This window comes from Vallitaleaceae bacterium 9-2, assembly GCA_038396585.1.
In the GTDB taxonomy this organism is placed as follows: Bacteria; Bacillota; Clostridia; order Lachnospirales; family Vallitaleaceae; genus UBA1351.
Map to the genome: position 1 here is coordinate 2,300,105 of CP121691.1, position 17,694 is coordinate 2,317,798.

At 35.2% G+C, this 17,694-nt stretch carries 14 protein-coding genes and 2 CRISPR repeat arrays; all 14 genes read right to left on the reverse strand.

Features of this window, described 5'->3' with window-relative positions:
• Positions 1-2: 2 nt before the first annotated feature.
• The 14 genes from cas3 to QBE53_10910 all read right to left on the reverse strand — a co-directional run bounded on the left by cas3 (position 3) and on the right by QBE53_10910 (position 17,659).
• Complete coding sequence (cas3, locus tag QBE53_10845; protein WZL80301.1) at positions 3-2,600, reverse strand: CRISPR-associated helicase Cas3'; 2,598 nt, start codon at positions 2,598-2,600, stop codon at positions 3-5.
• A gap of 12 nt (positions 2,601-2,612) precedes the next feature.
• Positions 2,613-3,371 carry a type I-B CRISPR-associated protein Cas5b gene (gene cas5b, locus QBE53_10850; GenBank protein WZL80302.1) on the reverse strand — a complete coding sequence of 253 codons (759 nt, stop codon included), beginning with the start codon at positions 3,369-3,371 and terminating at the stop codon, positions 2,613-2,615.
• A complete protein-coding gene (locus QBE53_10855) occupies positions 3,372-4,277 on the reverse strand; it encodes a type I CRISPR-associated protein Cas7 (protein WZL80303.1) in 906 nt (301 codons plus the stop codon).
• A complete protein-coding gene (locus QBE53_10860) occupies positions 4,270-6,003 on the reverse strand; it encodes a hypothetical protein (protein ID WZL80304.1) in 1,734 nt (577 codons plus the stop codon). Before QBE53_10860 ends, QBE53_10855 begins: the two co-directional genes overlap by 8 nt.
• The gene (gene cas6, locus QBE53_10865; protein ID WZL80305.1) at positions 6,000-6,710 is read right to left on the reverse strand and encodes a CRISPR-associated endoribonuclease Cas6; all 711 of its coding nucleotides are present in this window, start codon (positions 6,708-6,710) and stop codon (positions 6,000-6,002) included. Before cas6 ends, QBE53_10860 begins: the two co-directional genes overlap by 4 nt.
• A 357-nt stretch (positions 6,711-7,067) precedes the next feature.
• Positions 7,068-7,840: a CRISPR direct-repeat array (repeat unit 30 nt; unit sequence ATTTCAATACATCGTATGTTACTGTTCAAC).
• A 175-nt stretch (positions 7,841-8,015) separates the two neighbouring features.
• Positions 8,016-8,405, reverse strand: a complete 390-nt coding sequence (gene cmr5, locus QBE53_10870) for a type III-B CRISPR module-associated protein Cmr5 (GenBank protein WZL80306.1) — start codon at positions 8,403-8,405, stop codon at positions 8,016-8,018.
• On the reverse strand, positions 8,395-9,276 hold the full coding sequence (cmr4, locus tag QBE53_10875) for a type III-B CRISPR module RAMP protein Cmr4 (GenBank protein WZL80307.1): 882 nt from the start codon (positions 9,274-9,276) through the stop codon (positions 8,395-8,397). Before cmr4 (QBE53_10875) ends, cmr5 begins: the two co-directional genes overlap by 11 nt.
• Positions 9,273-10,634, reverse strand: coding sequence for a hypothetical protein (locus QBE53_10880; protein ID WZL80308.1), 1,362 nt, complete (start codon positions 10,632-10,634; stop codon positions 9,273-9,275). The genes cmr4 (QBE53_10875) and QBE53_10880 overlap by 4 nt, the downstream gene beginning before the upstream one ends.
• The gene (locus QBE53_10885) at positions 10,625-11,728 is read right to left on the reverse strand and encodes a type III-B CRISPR module-associated Cmr3 family protein (protein WZL80309.1); all 1,104 of its coding nucleotides are present in this window, start codon (positions 11,726-11,728) and stop codon (positions 10,625-10,627) included. Before QBE53_10885 ends, QBE53_10880 begins: the two co-directional genes overlap by 10 nt.
• Complete coding sequence (locus tag QBE53_10890) at positions 11,718-13,271, reverse strand: hypothetical protein (protein WZL80310.1); 1,554 nt, start codon at positions 13,269-13,271, stop codon at positions 11,718-11,720. Before QBE53_10890 ends, QBE53_10885 begins: the two co-directional genes overlap by 11 nt.
• Position 13,272: 1 nt before the next feature.
• Entirely contained in the window at positions 13,273-14,403 is a 1,131-nt protein-coding gene (gene cmr6, locus QBE53_10895) for a type III-B CRISPR module RAMP protein Cmr6 (GenBank protein WZL80311.1), read from the reverse strand.
• The gene (gene cmr4 / locus QBE53_10900; protein WZL80312.1) at positions 14,396-15,280 is read right to left on the reverse strand and encodes a type III-B CRISPR module RAMP protein Cmr4; all 885 of its coding nucleotides are present in this window, start codon (positions 15,278-15,280) and stop codon (positions 14,396-14,398) included. The genes cmr6 and cmr4 (QBE53_10900) overlap by 8 nt, the downstream gene beginning before the upstream one ends.
• A complete protein-coding gene (locus QBE53_10905; protein ID WZL80313.1) occupies positions 15,261-16,010 on the reverse strand; it encodes a hypothetical protein in 750 nt (249 codons plus the stop codon). Before QBE53_10905 ends, cmr4 (QBE53_10900) begins: the two co-directional genes overlap by 20 nt.
• A 304-nt stretch (positions 16,011-16,314) precedes the next feature.
• Positions 16,315-16,935: a CRISPR direct-repeat array (repeat unit 30 nt; unit sequence ATTTCAATACATCCTATGTTACTGTTCAAC).
• Between the two features lie 256 nt (positions 16,936-17,191).
• Positions 17,192-17,659 carry a hypothetical protein gene (locus QBE53_10910; protein WZL80314.1) on the reverse strand — a complete coding sequence of 156 codons (468 nt, stop codon included), beginning with the start codon at positions 17,657-17,659 and terminating at the stop codon, positions 17,192-17,194.
• Positions 17,660-17,694: the final 35 nt, after the last annotated feature.

The window sequence follows — 17,694 nt, forward strand, 5'->3', positions numbered from 1 at the left end:
ACCTACATAAAATCATCTTCTGTGAATGCATCTTCAAATAACTTCATCGCTTCCATCAAATCAAAATGTCCATCTTTTATGTAACGCTCCCCATCGTCCAAGTACAAAAGATCACCAATACGATCTTGAAAGCCACTCGCCTGCCGCCTATATCCATTGCGCATTTTCGGCGTATAAATCTGATAACAAAAATAGTCCATCTGGCTACGTACATACGATAACTTGATTTGCTTTTTGGCATATGGCATCTTTTGATCTTCCAATAAATCTTTGTAATTTTGCCAAACTTCATCGCCGCGTATTGTAGTGCTCACTCCGTCAATAGTTATGTCTTCGTTTGTGTTAATGAAAAGTGTTATGGTATCTTTTTCCTCAATAAGTGCCATGTGCTGATGAATCCCTTGGTAATCCAACATTTGCACTTTATTTTTTACATGTTTAAAATTCGCTTCATTATATTGCTCTTTTTCTCGCTGAACCTCTTGTAATACTTCGACATAAAATTGATAAAAATCTTTCTCCAATAGAATCTGTCGGTACTTTTCCATTCGCAGGTTAAACTGCATACGATGATCTTTTTTATAAATAACCTTTGCTTCATCCATATCAAAAAAATACACCACGCTACCTTCTTTTTTACACGAACGGTTAACTCTTCCTAAAAATTGCTCATCGGCATCTAGATATGCGATTGACTTATAGCCAACATCCATATCAATATCCACTCCGGCTTCAATAACTTGTGTCGTCACTAAGATACAATCCAAGAGATTACCCTTTACTTGCTCAAGAATATGTCGACGTGTACTTCGATTGTCACGCCCTGTCAATCCCAAGATTTCCATTCTTTGAGGCAGCTTATCTCTTTGGCGTATCAGTTCGTCATAAAAAAACATTGCAGATTTAACCGTTAAAAACTCAACAAGTATTTTAGTAGGTCCTCGTTCCTCTCTTATAGATACAATATGTGCCAATAATTGCTCAAAGTCTTTTTCTTTTCCTAAAAACAACGGCGTATCGACTAAACTATAGTCCAATTTTACACGGTTTTTAAACACCGGATGCAAAAAATATGTCTCAGGATTTTTAATCAGATTGGTATAGCTTGCCACTTCTGTGTCTAAGAGCGTATTAAGTTTAGGTAAGGTCGCCGACATAATGATTAGTTTCATATTGAGAAGTTTTCCGTATAGATCAAAAAAATGAATGATCTCTTTCCACAAACGAATAGAATAGCTTTGAATCTCATCTATAATAACCACACTGTTCACTAACTTTGCAAACGGAATATTAGCCTCTTTTTTTGTGTCAAATAAGAGCTTGAAAAATTGTACATGGGTTGTCACCACTAATGGATAATGCATAAATAAAAAGTTCATATACTCCTTATTATAATCATTGGCTTTTTCGTCTGGATGCATTGATGGGATGGGTGTAATCGAGTTAAGCACCTGTGGTTTAATCACACCATCTAAAGCATCTATAAGCGCTTGTTCTGTCTGTTCAATCAAGGTATTAAAAGGAAATATATATAGGAGTTTATTCGTCGCCTTATTTTGCTCACACATTTTTAATGCTAGATTAAGGGAGGTATTGGTCTTGCCGCTTCCTGTCGGCGCCTCTAAGTAATATATGGACTGATTCGGTTCTTGAATGTAGCTTTGCTCTGCTTCTAAAAAAAGTTCACTTCGCAAGTCATTAATCGACTTTGGTATACCCTTCGTCCCTTGTTGCCTATAGTGATTAATCTTCTGATAAAGTCCTGAATGGCGATATGTATACAGACACTCCTTCAAGACATCCTGAAGCCTTCCCATCTCATGAATCGGAACATATACCTCTGAGACAAATTCACCTGTTGCGGCATAATCACACGTTATCAACAGCGAATAAAAAAGCCTCGTCAAAACATAGTTTTGTCCCTCACTAAAGGATTTTGCATCAATACATTTTATATTTTTTTCTATGTAAGACCTATACATCTCGTATAAGATGTCTTCAATCGGTAGGTTTAACCCCTCTAGTTTTGTCTTAATCTCCAATGTATTGTTAGCGACTTGCTCGATGAATTTGTCCCAACGATACGCAAAGTCTATCAGGCTATCGAGTTGTCCATGGTGTTTACTAATCATATACCCAAAAAGATACACCATGTAATCACAGGCACCCATCTCTGATGGGTCTAAACCATCTCTCGCCTTGACCTTGTCCATTTCTCGTTGCATAATCCAGTAGTACAAAAAAGTTGAAAGCATCGAATGCTTGCTGTCACTTGAGCGCCCCTCTACATCTTTAAAGTCGGGATTATGCATTTTTTTCCATTGAAAAGCAGGATTTATCTTGCCTAAATCATGTAGATAAATCCCGTTAACAAACGCTTTATATACAAAGTCCTTTGCCTGTGTCGACAAACCGCTTTGATCTATGATGTTCTTAATACATGCTTTTAAATCACTTTCATTCAATGCACGTTCCAGGTATTGTTGCGTTAAGGTCATATGCGCCTTGAGTTTTTCAGCTTTTTTTCCCAACTGTGTATGCGCTTCAAAGCGATGAAACTCTTGTATATACTCTTCAATGTCCACATATAACTTATACATCTCTATTCCCCTCTAAATAAACTGAATAGTCTTTTCCTCGCAAGAATAAAAAACTGATTGTGCAGGATACTTGCTTATTGTCTGATTGGTTGCCACCAATGTTTTTAGGATATATCGATTCGGTCGTTTGGTTAAGCCTACCGGCAGCTGCTCCTTGTATAGATAAAGGGCTTGTCTAGGTCCTCGCATGCTTCGATCACTATTAAAGGTAACATTATCAAGCACAAACAAACTATGACATAGCGTCACTTTTTCTATCAGCTTAAACTCCACTTCCTTGGCATTTAATATGGTCGCCGGATGATCATTTTTACCTAGATATGGAACGTAGGTACATTTATTATGTAGCACATGCGCCTTTAATATATCCATTAACTTTGTATCGTCTGTATAGAGATAGATTCTCCACTGCGGCTCTTCCAACCAATACTCTCGAACCACCAGATTCCCACCTTGTTCCTTACTCGCATAACCTACACTATTATTAAAAACCTGCATTTTTTTTGAAAACATTCCATTTGAAGTCAGAGGTTCAATCGCCACCTCCAAGGACCGCAACCGATCATAAAAATCCGGAAATTCTTTTGCCACTTTGTGCTCTTGATTGTATCGATAGTGCTCCTCATAACCATTGAGCCCCAGCATTGCCCCAAGCATTCCATAGACAGCGACTTTATGAATATGCCCATAGGTCATGTAGACAAACTCGTTCACATCCGGTTGCTTAAACATGGCTGTTCTTCCTGTTAACGTAAACTGTAACCCTATCATTTAGATCACTTCTTTCGTAAAAATACTCATATGCTTCACCTTATCCCCTGTTATCCCCTCCACTTTGACAGAATATGGATTGTAATAGAGTTGAATACGCTGAATATCTTCACGGTCTAATAGCTCCGGTTTTTCAAAGCGAATAATATCAAGGTCATCCTTTTTCTCAAAAGAAATATATTCGGAAAGACTTGGTAAATAAGTGTCGATGTCGGTTTCAACGAACATAGTAAACTCATTTTCACATCCAACTTTACTATTGGTCGCAAGGGCTGTTGCCGAAGTCAGTGACGCATCTACAAAGGATGTATACGCCGCTTCTGTAAATCCTTCAAAGTTATCAATGAGTTCTTTGTATCCCTCATAAGCCAAAGGATTAATCACAACCGGATAAAAATAATGGGCTTCATTGCTGACAATCTTTTTCCCCAATGTGGAATTATCTTTGTCATCTCCCGTACTAAATGGGGATAAAATATCCTGGACTTCTACTTCGCTATGCTCATATTTATTAAATCCTTGTCCAACTTGAATCGCTCCTGTAATCGATATATTGTTACCTTTTTCCGCAAATGTTGCTCCAAAACACATCACATCAAGCGCTGAAAAAAGGTTTACGAGAACCTCTGTTGACGGAGTGTTTTTCTCAAGCGGTCCAAAGAGCTGACTGTAGCGTCCTTCCAGCGTTCTAGGCTGTAATTTTCCATCTTTACCAATCACATGGGACTTAATATATAGTATGCTTTCTCCTTGAGTTTCCCAATATTTTTTCATGCTATACTTTAACGCTTTATCACTTCCAAAAATCATATCATCACTGGTGGTCTTAGGTCTTCCCGTAAAGTCAGCGTTCCAGTTTGACATAATACTCTTGACCCCAACAACTCCATAGACGCGCTTATTCATCTGCATTACCTCCCACTTTTTCATAGAATAGGTTACTCGCTGTATAGCCTGTTAACAGCATCTTTACATCCACTTTGTTATCCGTACATGTATAGGCTTGAATCATTGCCATAGCGTTATTAAACTTACGATAATTTCGCGAAATATCATGATTGTATTTCATAAAGGCAAAGCGTATCTCCTTGATCAATTGCGCCGGACGTTTTGTTTCTAAAAACATATTGGCCATGCTGTGCTTTGTCGATTGCGATTTTGAACGGTCTAGCATATAACTAATGATTTGTCCTGATAGATAATAAAACTCATCATCCGTGTCACAATCTTGGGTTACCGGTTCTTCTAATTTCGTCGATAACATCTTGCGTAATTGAAGTATTTTTCCTGCCATATCTTCATCCCCTCCTTTTTGACTGATTAATGCTATATATAGATTCATGGCTTCTGCCGCCTTCCATTTTGGATAATCCTTATCGTGTAAGCGCTGGCAAATGGCGTGTGGCAGAATCTCTAAGGCAGATCTTAATCCGTTTTTTTGCCCAAGGCGAAAGTATTGCTTAAATCCTTCCCTAGAAGCTAATAAAAACTGCTTCATAGTCGGATTAATCTTTGTGATATCGCTTGCCTCTTGATAATAGACATAATGTAACCGCCCTTGAAAAATAAGCTGGTCTAATTTTTTTTCGATCATAAAGGGCTCTTCAAGGATATAGTCTTCCATAAGTTGTCGTTCTTCGCCACTTCCATGACTTACCCTTTGAACATTGGTTACAATAAGAGGCGCTTCTTTTTCAACAAATGGAACAAAGCTATAGTCGATAATTGTAGGAGCCATGCCCTGCTCTAATTGTATATAATGATACCCCTTTTGCCCATATGCTCGCTGATCACTAATCCCTTCTACAAAATCCGAATCCCCTTTAATATATAAGGGACCACTTTTTCTTGTCCCTAGCCAATCAAAAAAATACTTGTGCATAAGAATCTGGCGACTTTCAACAAAAAAAGGAATGGTATTATCCCGAGTCTTATGCTCTAAATATGGCTTCTTACTATTAAGTCCCATATTATTATTGGTCAATCCATAGATTTTTCCGTCGATAGTCTTATTATATGCATTTTTATTATACAGATTAGGGATAAAATATCGTCGTCCTTCTTGTTGATATAGCTCAGAAGGCGCATCAAAAAAAAGCTTGATATAATTGGAAAAATCTACTCCTTCAAGTTCTGCAAGTATGGTGTCCAGTTTATCAAGTATAATCGCCTTGTTAATCTTTACTTTATCTGAATCAACCGGAACCGCTAAGGTATGGTATAATTCCAAAGATTTCTTTTTTGAATTGTATTTTTGAATGGGGTCTTCAAGTGTTATATAATATTTTTCTATGCTATCAAGAAGTTGATGTTTTTCCAGAGCATCTTTTCCCATTAACTGATCTTTTTTCATAAAAAATGTCAAATAATTATTTGAATGTATTTTTTTAGTTGGATCAATCGGCTTATTCATTGCAATCAACGTTGAATAATAATCCCTCATTGCAAACCATGCATATTCTTTATCCGCTAGATGCCCGTCCTTGCTGTTATAGACCTTGACTATCTGTATATTTCCCTCATCATCCAATCGTACATATGCTCCGCTTTTCAAAACATAATTATCCGTAATTAAACGAACACCTTTTTGTTCATATGCCTGGCTAAACTGCTGAACTAATTGGTCAATCATGATCGCTTCCCCTCCTTATAATAATTAGCCACTACGTACCCCATACCAAGTGACGTCTTCTCCCCAATTCCCGTAGCAAGTGCCAAATTGGCAAGCTTTTGTGCTTCTGGATTATCTGCAATCTGTATCTTCACCTTATGTGCCAGAAAATGTATGGATTTATAGGGAATCTTAATTGGAATACGATTGGTCTTGATTAAACCCTTGCAAAATTGAGACACTTGAATCTTTTCCTCATAATAGTTATGGTATTTTTTCTCTAGCAGCCCTACGATACGTTTTTCAATAAATTCCAAAGGATTGTGTTCAGGAAGAACATAGCCTTCATCCGATGTTAAGACAATCGGAGTGATGGATACCAACTCTCGTATATGACCTTCGTCTTTCTTTTTCAAATCCGTTGCTATCAAATCCATCACTTCAAAGCTTGACGCTTTCATGCATTGTATTATCTGGTGGGCAAATGATTCTTCCAAACATCGGACACGAAAAACATAGATTCTACCTTTTTGATACGCCCTATTTTTCTCTACAGGATATAAGCCTGAGAAATTATAGTACTTAGGCATTAAATCTTTATGTGCTTTTTTAAGTTCTCTACTATTTAACATGGAATAATTAAGCGCTTCACTTAGAACTGTAAAGCTATTAAGATAAGGTATGTCCTTTTTAAGAACAACCGTAAACACAACCTCATAAATCAACATATCTTTCCCCTTCTATAGATAGTCTTATATCTATGCAATTATTTATTAACTCTTTATACAAATGCCTTTTTATTATATCTTCTATAATATAGCTAATCATATAAGCATTTTTTTGTCAATATCATTATGGTTTTTTCTGTTTTTTCTGTTTTTTACATTATTTTTATTCTGAAAACTAGCGCATATATTTGGGCAAAGGTACATTTGATGTTACGGTTCAACTAGATGGACCATCCTGTATATTTGTTATATACTGCCTATTTCAATACATCGTATGTTACTGTTCAACTCTAAAGCATTTTCTTGTCAAAATACCATTAACAAATTTCAATACAACGTTGTGGGTAAATTAGCCATATTTCAATACATCGTATGTTACTGTTCAACTAATGTAAGCGTCGAAAGTGGACCTTCCTTTGCATCATTTCAATACATCGTATGTTACTGTTCAACTAATGGTAACAGTATCAATCCAGCCTTTCTAACCGAATTTCAATACATCGTATGTTACTGTTCAACAGTCTTTACAGAATCAACCGTTTGAACAACATCATTATTTCAATACATCGTATGTTACTGTTCAACCAAGTTGAATCCGAAGGGAGAAAAAATGGATAGAATATTTCAATACATCGTATGTTACTGTTCAACCGGCACTATGTTTGACGGAATGTTTATTGTAGGCATATTTCAATACATCGTATGTTATTCAATACATCGTATGTTACTGTTCAACTGAAGAACCCCCTCAAATATCTTCACGATGAACAACATTTCAATACATCGTATGTTACTGTTCAACAGGCAATATGGAATTGGCTGAATATATTTTTGGTATATTTCAATACATCGTATGTTACTGTTCAACCAAGGATATGCCAATGGGTCATGGGAAAGAGATATAATTTCAATACATCGTATGTTACTGTTCAACTGCCCCAGTTATTAATAATTAGCATCGGAATTCCGAATTTCAATACATCGTATGTTACTGTTCAACAAAACATTGGTCGGAAAATGTTCTGTTAACTGTTATTTCAATACATCGTATGTTACTGTTCAACTGTTCTTGACCATGGCGATGTCCAAGATGTTCCTATATTTCAATACATCGTATGTTACTGTTCAACCAATGGAAAAAGGGCATCTCAAAAACAGAAAATTTCTTTCTGCCCCCAATTTTCAGGTTATCACACGTTTTTTTCCAAGTGTTTTCTCTTTTTAGTTAATCACAAGACTAATCACTTGTCAAGCCATGCTAGACTATGCTTTCCATAATTGTCAGAATTTTCATGCTTGGAACTTTTAATCACTCTCCATAGCTTCAGCCGTATTTTTTAACCAAATCGAATATTCTAATATTTCTTTCAGCACAAGCCTTTGATGCGTATGTGATGCATTAATTAACTCTACTATACATTCATTTTCATCAGTCGCCTGTATAAAAGGCAATCCTATAATGAATTCAATATACCAATTGTAAAGTGATGTTTCTTCTATATCCCCCTTACCTTTTTGCTGTTTTAAGTAGCACAACGTCGATATTATTCCATGTTCTTTAAATAGTATTGGAAGGCGCCGACATAAAGATTTCAACTCTGATTTTGACTCTTTATTGCATTTTTCTTCGATATGATAATATGCCCATAAAGCCCGTTTTCGATTCATCTGAATAGGTAAGCTATCAATATTCATGATTTACCTCCTCAATAACCTTAAGTCTACCTTTTCCAAGTGTCGTCCAACCTCCAACAAACATCTGAAAATTTTTGCTCGTCTGTTGATGCCACTTTTTCAAGAGGATTTGCTCACTAATCTCATTCTTATTATCTTTCTTCGAACTATTTTTATAAAACACCTCTTGTGAAAAACCATGAATATGTCCATAAAAAATCGTTCCTTCTGGCAATAACTCTACACTAAACAACCCTGAATCCTTAGCCGTACCTGTTGACTCGCTAACTCGAATTTGCGTTTTTTGCTCTGTAAAAAAGTTGGTAAAAACCTCCAAATTGTTGTGTGCCAAAATAACCAATCGTTCTTGAATATGTTTAAAAAAAGCTGATTTAAACGTGAGATCTTTTAGCAAGACACACTCAAAAGGATAATCCGCCAAATACATTCTATCTGGATATGTCGAGAAAACGAGGGCTTTATCTATACTATCTCTACTTTCACTTTCTGTAATCAGCATCTTTAGATCGTCCATAAGTTCAGTGTGAGTATCCTTGTCTATCAAATGCATATCTTGATATATTTGTTCCAATATAGGGCGCGAAGTTATAAAAGCATGAATTTTTTCAGAACATTCTACAGGAAAAGCCACCATGTTCAAATCGCTAAAAGCTAAAACACCTGGTTGTCTATCTCCTCCATAAAGTCGCTTCTGGGTATCTCCTATGCTTCCAAGGGTTTTATGGCGGTATGCACCTTTGATTGTTGTACTATCAATTTTAGGCATCCCATCTCTATGATTTCTTTGAATCGGCATATCTATCTGACTATTGCCCGAACTGGCTCCAACATGAATCGGTGTCAGTGCTTGATAGAATCGTGTTATTGTCATCGTCTATCCCTCCAATCCATATCTTCATAAAGTTCTAGAAGTTTTTCCTGAATCTCATCTATACCCCAAATCTGAATATTTGAACGATATGCTGCACGAACTGTGGTCATAATATATTCTATATCGTCTTCTTTTTTTGCCATATTACCGATTTCCTCATATCCTTTTTTTGACAAAGGCGTTATCAACACAGGTTTTCCATAGACTCCACCAGTCTCATACGCTGTATACATCCTAGCTTTTAATGTATCTGATGGCGCAATTCCTGCTTTGCATTCAATAATCACCAATTGCCCACTAACCGTCGTTATCACAATATCAAACTCACAAAGATCCGACCTATATTTTGACTTATCACCTCTTTTTTTGATGTTTACACTATGATATAAACCTGTAAAAAACTTCTCTTTCCCCCTATGAATGGATTGAATTGCATCTTTTGTCGCAACCAAAGCCATTTTTTCAAGCAAATATCCCCCCATATTTTTCTTATATTTTTTTATATCATCGTTAATGCTAGCAATGTATTCATCTTCCATACCCCTCTTTACTAACATATCATCCAGTACTTTTGGCTTTTTATTCAATTGTAATATATCTTCAACAAACTCAGTACCTTGTTTTTCAGTATCCTTCTGATGTACCTTTTGATTCAACTGTCGATAAGCCTTTTCCATGATACCCTTTTCATCCTCTGCCGATATAGGACTTTCTAAATAATTCACTGTTGAAGTTTGACTGGTCGTATACCCTGCAAGTTCAAGGATGCCATCCAGCATTATATCACTTCTTGAATAATCTATCGAAAACGCTTCAAATTCCCAACCTTTATTAGAATTTGTATAATATATCTGTTGTGTGTTCCCTTCCATATACATAATAACATCTTGACCATGGCGCTTCTGTTGCTTTTGCACCCAAGTCATAATATCTAAAAGCAGATTACGCTGACCTCCCGTTACATTCCATAACGTTTTCCTAGGCAATAATTTTTTAGGATTTTTTAAATCGGCTGTTAGCGTATCTTGTTGATAAAAGGTGTCATCCAATTCTTTTGTTAGATTACTTAGATTATTTTCCAATTCCACATTTTTTATTGTACACTTCATATTATTACTTTTTTTCTGAATATATTTGCTAAAGTTTTCGTCCCATTTGGGATTATCAAACCGCTTCATCTTGCTACTTGCTTCGCTTTTCATCTTTTTGGTCAAATTAATGATAGATAATTGACTGGAAGGATTTCTCCAATTATCTATCATCGTCAATGGCAAGTAGTTAACCACTTGATTTAAGGTAGAACAGATAACATAATTCTCCACATCTTTAAATACCTCATCATGTTTATTCATACGCATTCTTCTCCTCCCTCAAAAGGTGCTATCAAAAATTGATTATAGCCCTTATATGTTCCTTCGAGTTGATTGACAATAGCCGTAAGCTTTTCAGTCCATTCTTTTGTGTTATTTTTATTGCCTCCTGTATTTTTAAGAATAAGGATACTTCCTGGGGCCAAAATCTTTTGCAAATTATTTGCCTTGTTTTCAGCCATACTATAGCTACCCATATGCTTGGGGCGTTCTGATGCCCCGCCACACACTTCTATGTTATCTTTACACAGCTTTTCTCTAAGCGCTTCATGTACGGCATAGGTCATGGGTGTTGTAAGAATAAGCTTTACATAACTTCTTTTAGTTTCAAACATTGGCTGTTCAAATACAGGATGTGCCTGTTTTTGCCAATATATATAAGCCATTTTTCTTTCTCCACCTAATTGAAGTACTCGATTGTTTTTTTGAGGTAAGTACTCCATTCGTCCACTCATAACATATCTTGCCTGACTATCTCTAAAAGCAACTTGTTCGATTCGATAAAGGTGGTTATCCTTTGCCTGTCGATTATTTTGCTCTATTTCAATACCTATTTTTTCTTCTATACAAAAAAGCCTCTCCCATGAGACCAGATTTTCACTATCAATCTTTTCATTATTACAATACTGTTTAAACCCTTGTTGGGAAAGATACATTTGAGATGCTCGTGTATATGTATCATAGATATCATCTTTGGGTGTCAATGGTCGATATATCCATTTCTCCGCACTGATTTCAATTTTTTTATACTCAGCTTTTTTAATCGCTTTTGAATTATAAAATAAATCTATAGGTGCCGGAATCCAAAATGTACGATGACTAAAAAGTCCACTTTTTTCAATTTGAAGGTATGTGTCCATCGGTGGTGTCTTTTTATTGCGTATTGAATCTAAGGCTGTCTCAAAAAGTCCCTCTCTTAAAAAGCACGAAAATAAGCTTCCATACAGTGTCGATGGATAGGGTGTAATCATAGTAGGCACTTCATTGCTACGCTTTTTCTCGAATCGCGTCATATCTCGAAAAAACAGAACATCCATAGGAATGATCATACCGCTAAACGCTTCCAACTTTTTATTCTTCATTACTCTTGACCTCCTCTCTATGAATGCATTCTATCACTTTAAATAGGGAGAAAAAACCATCCCAATCAATGTATAAATGTGAGTACTCATATTCTTTAAAAAAATCTAACATTGTCTTTAGATTCGTATATGATATAACAGATATTGAACTTGTTCTCTCTTGTGATATACGTTTTATCTCATTATTAATAATGTTCTTAAAAGCAACTTCTTGTGTATGGATTTCAAATGTATTCCCCAACAATCGTAATTGATATTCTAGTTGTGGTATTTTACTAAGAGAAATTGCTTCTTTATCTTTTCTTGCACTCAAAGCATCAAGTGTGCTTAATGCTGCCAATGTATAAGGTAAATACGAAGTATATAGGGCACCTGAACGCTGTTTTAAGGTTAAACTCAAGCCATTTTTTCCTTTGTACCTATATTTGTGTTTGGTTGCTTCCAACTGATGACGCGAGAGTTTAATTGCACTTCTAAAGTCAGTCTCATGATGTGTCATAACTACAGCGACAGATAGCGTCACTAGTTTTTTATACCCTTCTTTTTGTAATAAATTATTGAGTTTATCCTGTTCTTCTCTTATCTCTGTTAAGACTTTTTCAATATACTGAACCGGACAAAAGAATAAGGCATCATCGCCTCCAATATATATGCGCAACTTGTTACATAAGCTTATCGCATCAAATCTTTTTTTAACTTCCTCTTCCCGTTTTTTTACTATGGATTCTATACTCTTATTCATTTCTTGAACTTGCTTTGTTAGCATGATTTGATGCTGCTTCAAGTCCGAGCCCTCTTCTAAATATGCTCCTGCCATATGTTTTCCAAAATCATCCACATCAAGCTGTATAATTCCATAGTAAGGCGTCGTAATAATTCCCTTTTTATACAGCTCGTTAGTAATGCGTTCTTGTGATTTTTCTTTTGATGCACTAACTTCTTGGAAATTAGCTTCGCTCATATTCCGCAGTGTGTTCCACGCAGCTATATCTGTTGTCGAAGGGAAGGGATGATTGTCATTTGACGCATGTTCACAATAAGAACATAGGGTCTCTTGTCCATCTACTGGTCGTTTTTTGCATTTCATACAAATCTTTTTGCCTGTAACTATAGTTATATTAGCTTCTTGATGTGCATCGTGCATTAGTGAATAGGCTCGATCAGCCTTTAACAACTCTAAGCGTTCATAGACTGCTTCATACGCCCGGTCATAGGTTACCTCTATATCTGTCCAGGGATAGATACTAATATATGTTTCTAAGTCCACATTATCATTTTTGGGTTTTTTTTCAAAAAAAAGCGCTAGTTCAAATTGATTCTTGTCAGAATAATATTCAAAAAGACAATAATTAGGTATCTGTGTACCTTTATTTTGAGGAATAATAATCGACTTTGTATTTGACTGGGCTTCTATAAAATCAATATAGCTCTTCATCTGTCTAGTAACCGCCTGACTATTCTTGAATAAATCAGCTGTTTTTATAGACTGCATAATATATTCTTGTATACCAGACACGGATATAAGAATCAAATACTTATTCATGTTAATCCCTCCCTTGTTCAAAAGTATTCACCATTGAAAACACACCATAGCCAACACTTTTCTTCGCCCCTAAAGAAATGTCACTGATGCACTGTGAAAAGTATTCTATAACAGTCTTGTTGTCAATCAAATCATTTGCTTTTTCAGTCGCTGACTTATCAATGCTAATATGAACTTTAAATTTAGCACCTTTTTTTACACTAATCATCTTGATTGGATTGGCTTTACTTTGTACGTCCTCTTCCTCTTCACTCATTGGTGTAAATCCATCAAGAGTAAGTTCAAGGGAATTGTTATGCTCTAAGCTTGGATATGCATCCCAAAAAATAAGTCTGCCTTGTTGTCCCCCCTCTGCTTCCACCTTTCCAAAGAGTTCATTAATTACATCCAAAGTTATGCCTTCAACTTCATGAGTCAGATAGGCTCTAAACGCTCCTTTTAAAGTGCTTGCAGGTATAAAAGGTATTCCTAAAATATGATCTAATTTCATCGAACTTTCTCGAACACTCGGTTCACCTAAACCTATGATAAGGTTTGTCAATAAAGTCATCGTTTGAGAACATATCTCTATATCATATGTAGCGGCATATGTTTTTATCATATTTTCCTTATCTTTGATTGCATTAGCCACTTGCTCCAACGTTTCTTCTTTTGAGTCCTTCCATACATGTTCCAGATCAATCGTAATCTTATGAGCATCTTTGCTGTTATTTGTTTGATAACGAAAACCTTTGTCAAATTTCAATTTATAATTTTTACTATAACAAAGACTTTTATGTCTATTTTTTATTTTCTCATACTGTTGGCTTGATTTAGCCTTTTCTTCATCCCTCACATCTTTATCTAGCAAAGTCAATGCTTCTATCACTTTAATCATATAATCATAGGCTAATTTAGTTGTAATTGGAGACATTAACTCCTTATCATCTAAGTATTGTACGAGTAAACTAGAAAAAAAAGGACTTGGTGATTTTTTATATGCCAAAAACTCCAATGTTGGATATAAGCCATTGGTTCGAATAAGGGTTGGAATATCCCGCGCTACAGATATAAGTTCTTGATTGTTAAGCTTATATTCTTGGCTCTTTTTATCATCAATAAACTTCAGTTGTTGTAAAATGTCCTTATGCATTTTTAGGTCCCCCTTCAATGACACGAATCAAACCTTTGCCTAAAGTTTTATTGCCGCCCATTTGAATAATTTTAATTTTTTGAACGATATTTTGCAATAATACATCTGGATCAATGTTTTGATTCTTGACTCGTTCTATCTCCTGGACATCCATAAATGTATAGAAAATAGTTTCACTTGGTACATATTCTTCTGTAAAAAGATGCCCTTCTTTAGCTATTCCACATTCATCATCAATTTCTATTCGTGTGTTCACTTCAGTGCACATTTCCACAAAATACTTAAAATCATTATCACTAATAATCACCGGATCCTTCATATGAGCTTCCAATGTTCCTAGCTGCTTTTTTATTTCCCGAAAAGTTTTATCCATTCCTGCTTTCATTTTTTCCATACAAAATTCATGCTCTTCTAAAAAAATGTTTTTATCAGAGTCCGTCTCATAAAAAGGGATATATTGCCCCTCTTTTAATAGATTGGTCATTTCTTCCAAGTGGTTGATATTCATTTTCTCTTGCATCAGGTTTTCTATATCTGTTATAAAACGTTGTAAGACATAGGGACATGTTATCCATCGAAATATACCTTCTCTTGTCTTTACAGGAAAAAAGAGAATTCTTGCATCAAAAAAAAGTAAGCTCCCTGCATGAGCCTCGTTACTATTTTCATCTTCACCAAATATGGCTTTATCATTATTTTGAGAAGCACCTTTTTCACTTCGAGCATAATGACTTCTATAAGCTCCTTTGATACCGGAGGCTTCGATAATTGGAAAACTTGTATGCCTCTCTCGTTGTATAGGCATCTTAATGTAGCCAAGGTCTTGACCACTACCAATATGTAAAGGTGTTGCACATTTATAGAATAATATGTTCATACTCTTCCTCCTGTTTTTTTAATTTTTGTAATAATTTTTGAGCATTATCGTTATTTCCTATAAAGCTACTGATTGTAAGAAACAACTCAGTTTTATATTTATACCCTTCTTTCACCCCTCTAAAACTTCCAATATATATATTTTCTTCCTTTGCTTCTTCATATGAAAAAATTGACGCATTCATGACTTCACACTCTTTATATATTGAATCATTTTCTTTTTTAAAACGAAACACATAAGTCAACTTCTCTTCCCCTAATATATTTTTCAATAGACTTTTATAACGGTCTCCTGACAAAAAAACAACTTCCTCTGCATATCTTTTATCAACCTCTCCTTTGACTTCAATAATCCTATAAACACCATTCAATTTTCTTTTTCCTTTTCCAAGTCCTCCTAACATAGATGCTCTTTGTAATGCATCTACATACTTCATAAGATATTGTGCATCGGAATTCTTTGCACGAAAAATAAGACTAAATTTCCCGCCTTTTTCTTGAGAGGTGTTCTCTTCGTCAAACATTAAAATATCTACTTTTGCCTTATGGGATTGTTCATCATTAGCTACTGCACTTCCGAAAAGTTCATTCGCTTCTTCTTTTCCAAAAAGCTGTGTATGCCAAAATCGCATTGCTCCTTTGATTGTGGTTGCAGTAATTCTGAGATTATTGTTCCCATCATGCACTTCTCCTTTTGTAATAAATTCACAGGTTACATTGACTTTTTTCATTGCCCCTCCTTATTGTCATCTCTGAATATATATACATAATAATCATGGTTATAAAATATTTAGTTTTCATTTTTTGGAAATTTTTTTGTTTTAATTTTCCCTTTCCCCTCAATGTAATATATTACTTTTTATTGTAACAAAGTAAACATTTAAATACAAGAAGAAAGCCTATCTCCATAAATAAAAGAAATAGACTTTTGTATTAATTTTAGATTCTTCAAAGTCACATAAAAAACAATACATTTTTTATGTATTTTTACTATTCAACAGAGTTGATGGCGGTGCATGGACAACGATTTTCACGATTTCAATACATCCTATGTTACTGTTCAACTTGCTTTAGCCAAACATAAAAAAGACAGATAAGGAATTTCAATACATCGTATGTTACTGTTCAACTCTTTGATTTTTTCAAAGGTTTCTTGCAAGAACGCTATTTCAATACATCCTATGTTACTGTTCAACTTAGACGATTACCTAAGGCTATAGAGACATAAGGGGATTTCAATACCTCCTATGTTACTGTTCAACATTTCTGTCTAACAGATTCTCAGTAGCCAACACTTATTTCAATACATCCTATGTTACTGTTCAACACTAGTAATGGAAGATGGTAAGCTTGCATCTGTCCAATTTCAATACATCCTATGTTACTGTTCAACAGAGTTGTAAAACTAGGAAAAGCAAAAGATTATCAAATTTCAATACATCCTATGTTACTGTTCAACTTCTCAAATGCAGATTGAATCTCATTATTTTCATCAATTTCAATACATCCTATGTTACTGTTCAACCAAAATACATAAATGAAGATTATCCAGATTGGTGGATTTCAATACATCCTATGTTACTGTTCAACACTACATTCTAATATTCAAATAGACGTTAAACTTGAATTTCAATACATCCTATGTTACTGTTCAACCAAGAGAAAAACAGGCTTTTGAAAAACGAAATTCTTTCCTAGCCCTTTTATTCTAAGGTTCTTCATGTTTTTTTCCAAGTAATTTACTCTTATATTGAAGCACATATAAAAACTCCTGTCAAGGCATACTGGTGGAGCTTTAGTGAAGTTGTCTGAAAATTCATACTTGGAACTTTTCGTAAAAAACCCGACCTCTAATCCACTATGATTTGGAGGTCGGGTTGAAGGTATCTTATTGTTGTTTTATCGTTCTAAATCATTGAATAGTACAATTATGGACAAATTCTATCGGCATCATTGTTTTTTCTGATACTTCTTGTTCCGTCATTCCTTGATGTAAAAATTTTAAAACAACTTCTTCCATCGGCTCTGCTACTTCAATGACGTGATTGTCAGGGTCAAGAAATCGCACTGTCCTTTGTCCCCAAGGGGCTTGGGTAAGGGGTTGAAAACTTTTTATGGATTCGTGCTGATTCAACAAATTGATAAACGTATCAAACTGACTTTCTTCAAAATACAGTTCAAAACCGTGTCCACATTGTTCATCATACACTAATGTATCCTGGGTATCACTTTTCCAGGCTTCACGTGTCATCATAGAAAACCCTTCCAAGATAACATATGTTCCCAAGTCCACACTGATGGTTTGATGTAAAATATCCGTATAGAATTTTTTGCTTTTTTCAATGTCTGATACAATAATCATAGGGCTATGAAATTTCATGCAATCACTCCTTTTTTTAATCATAAACTTCATGT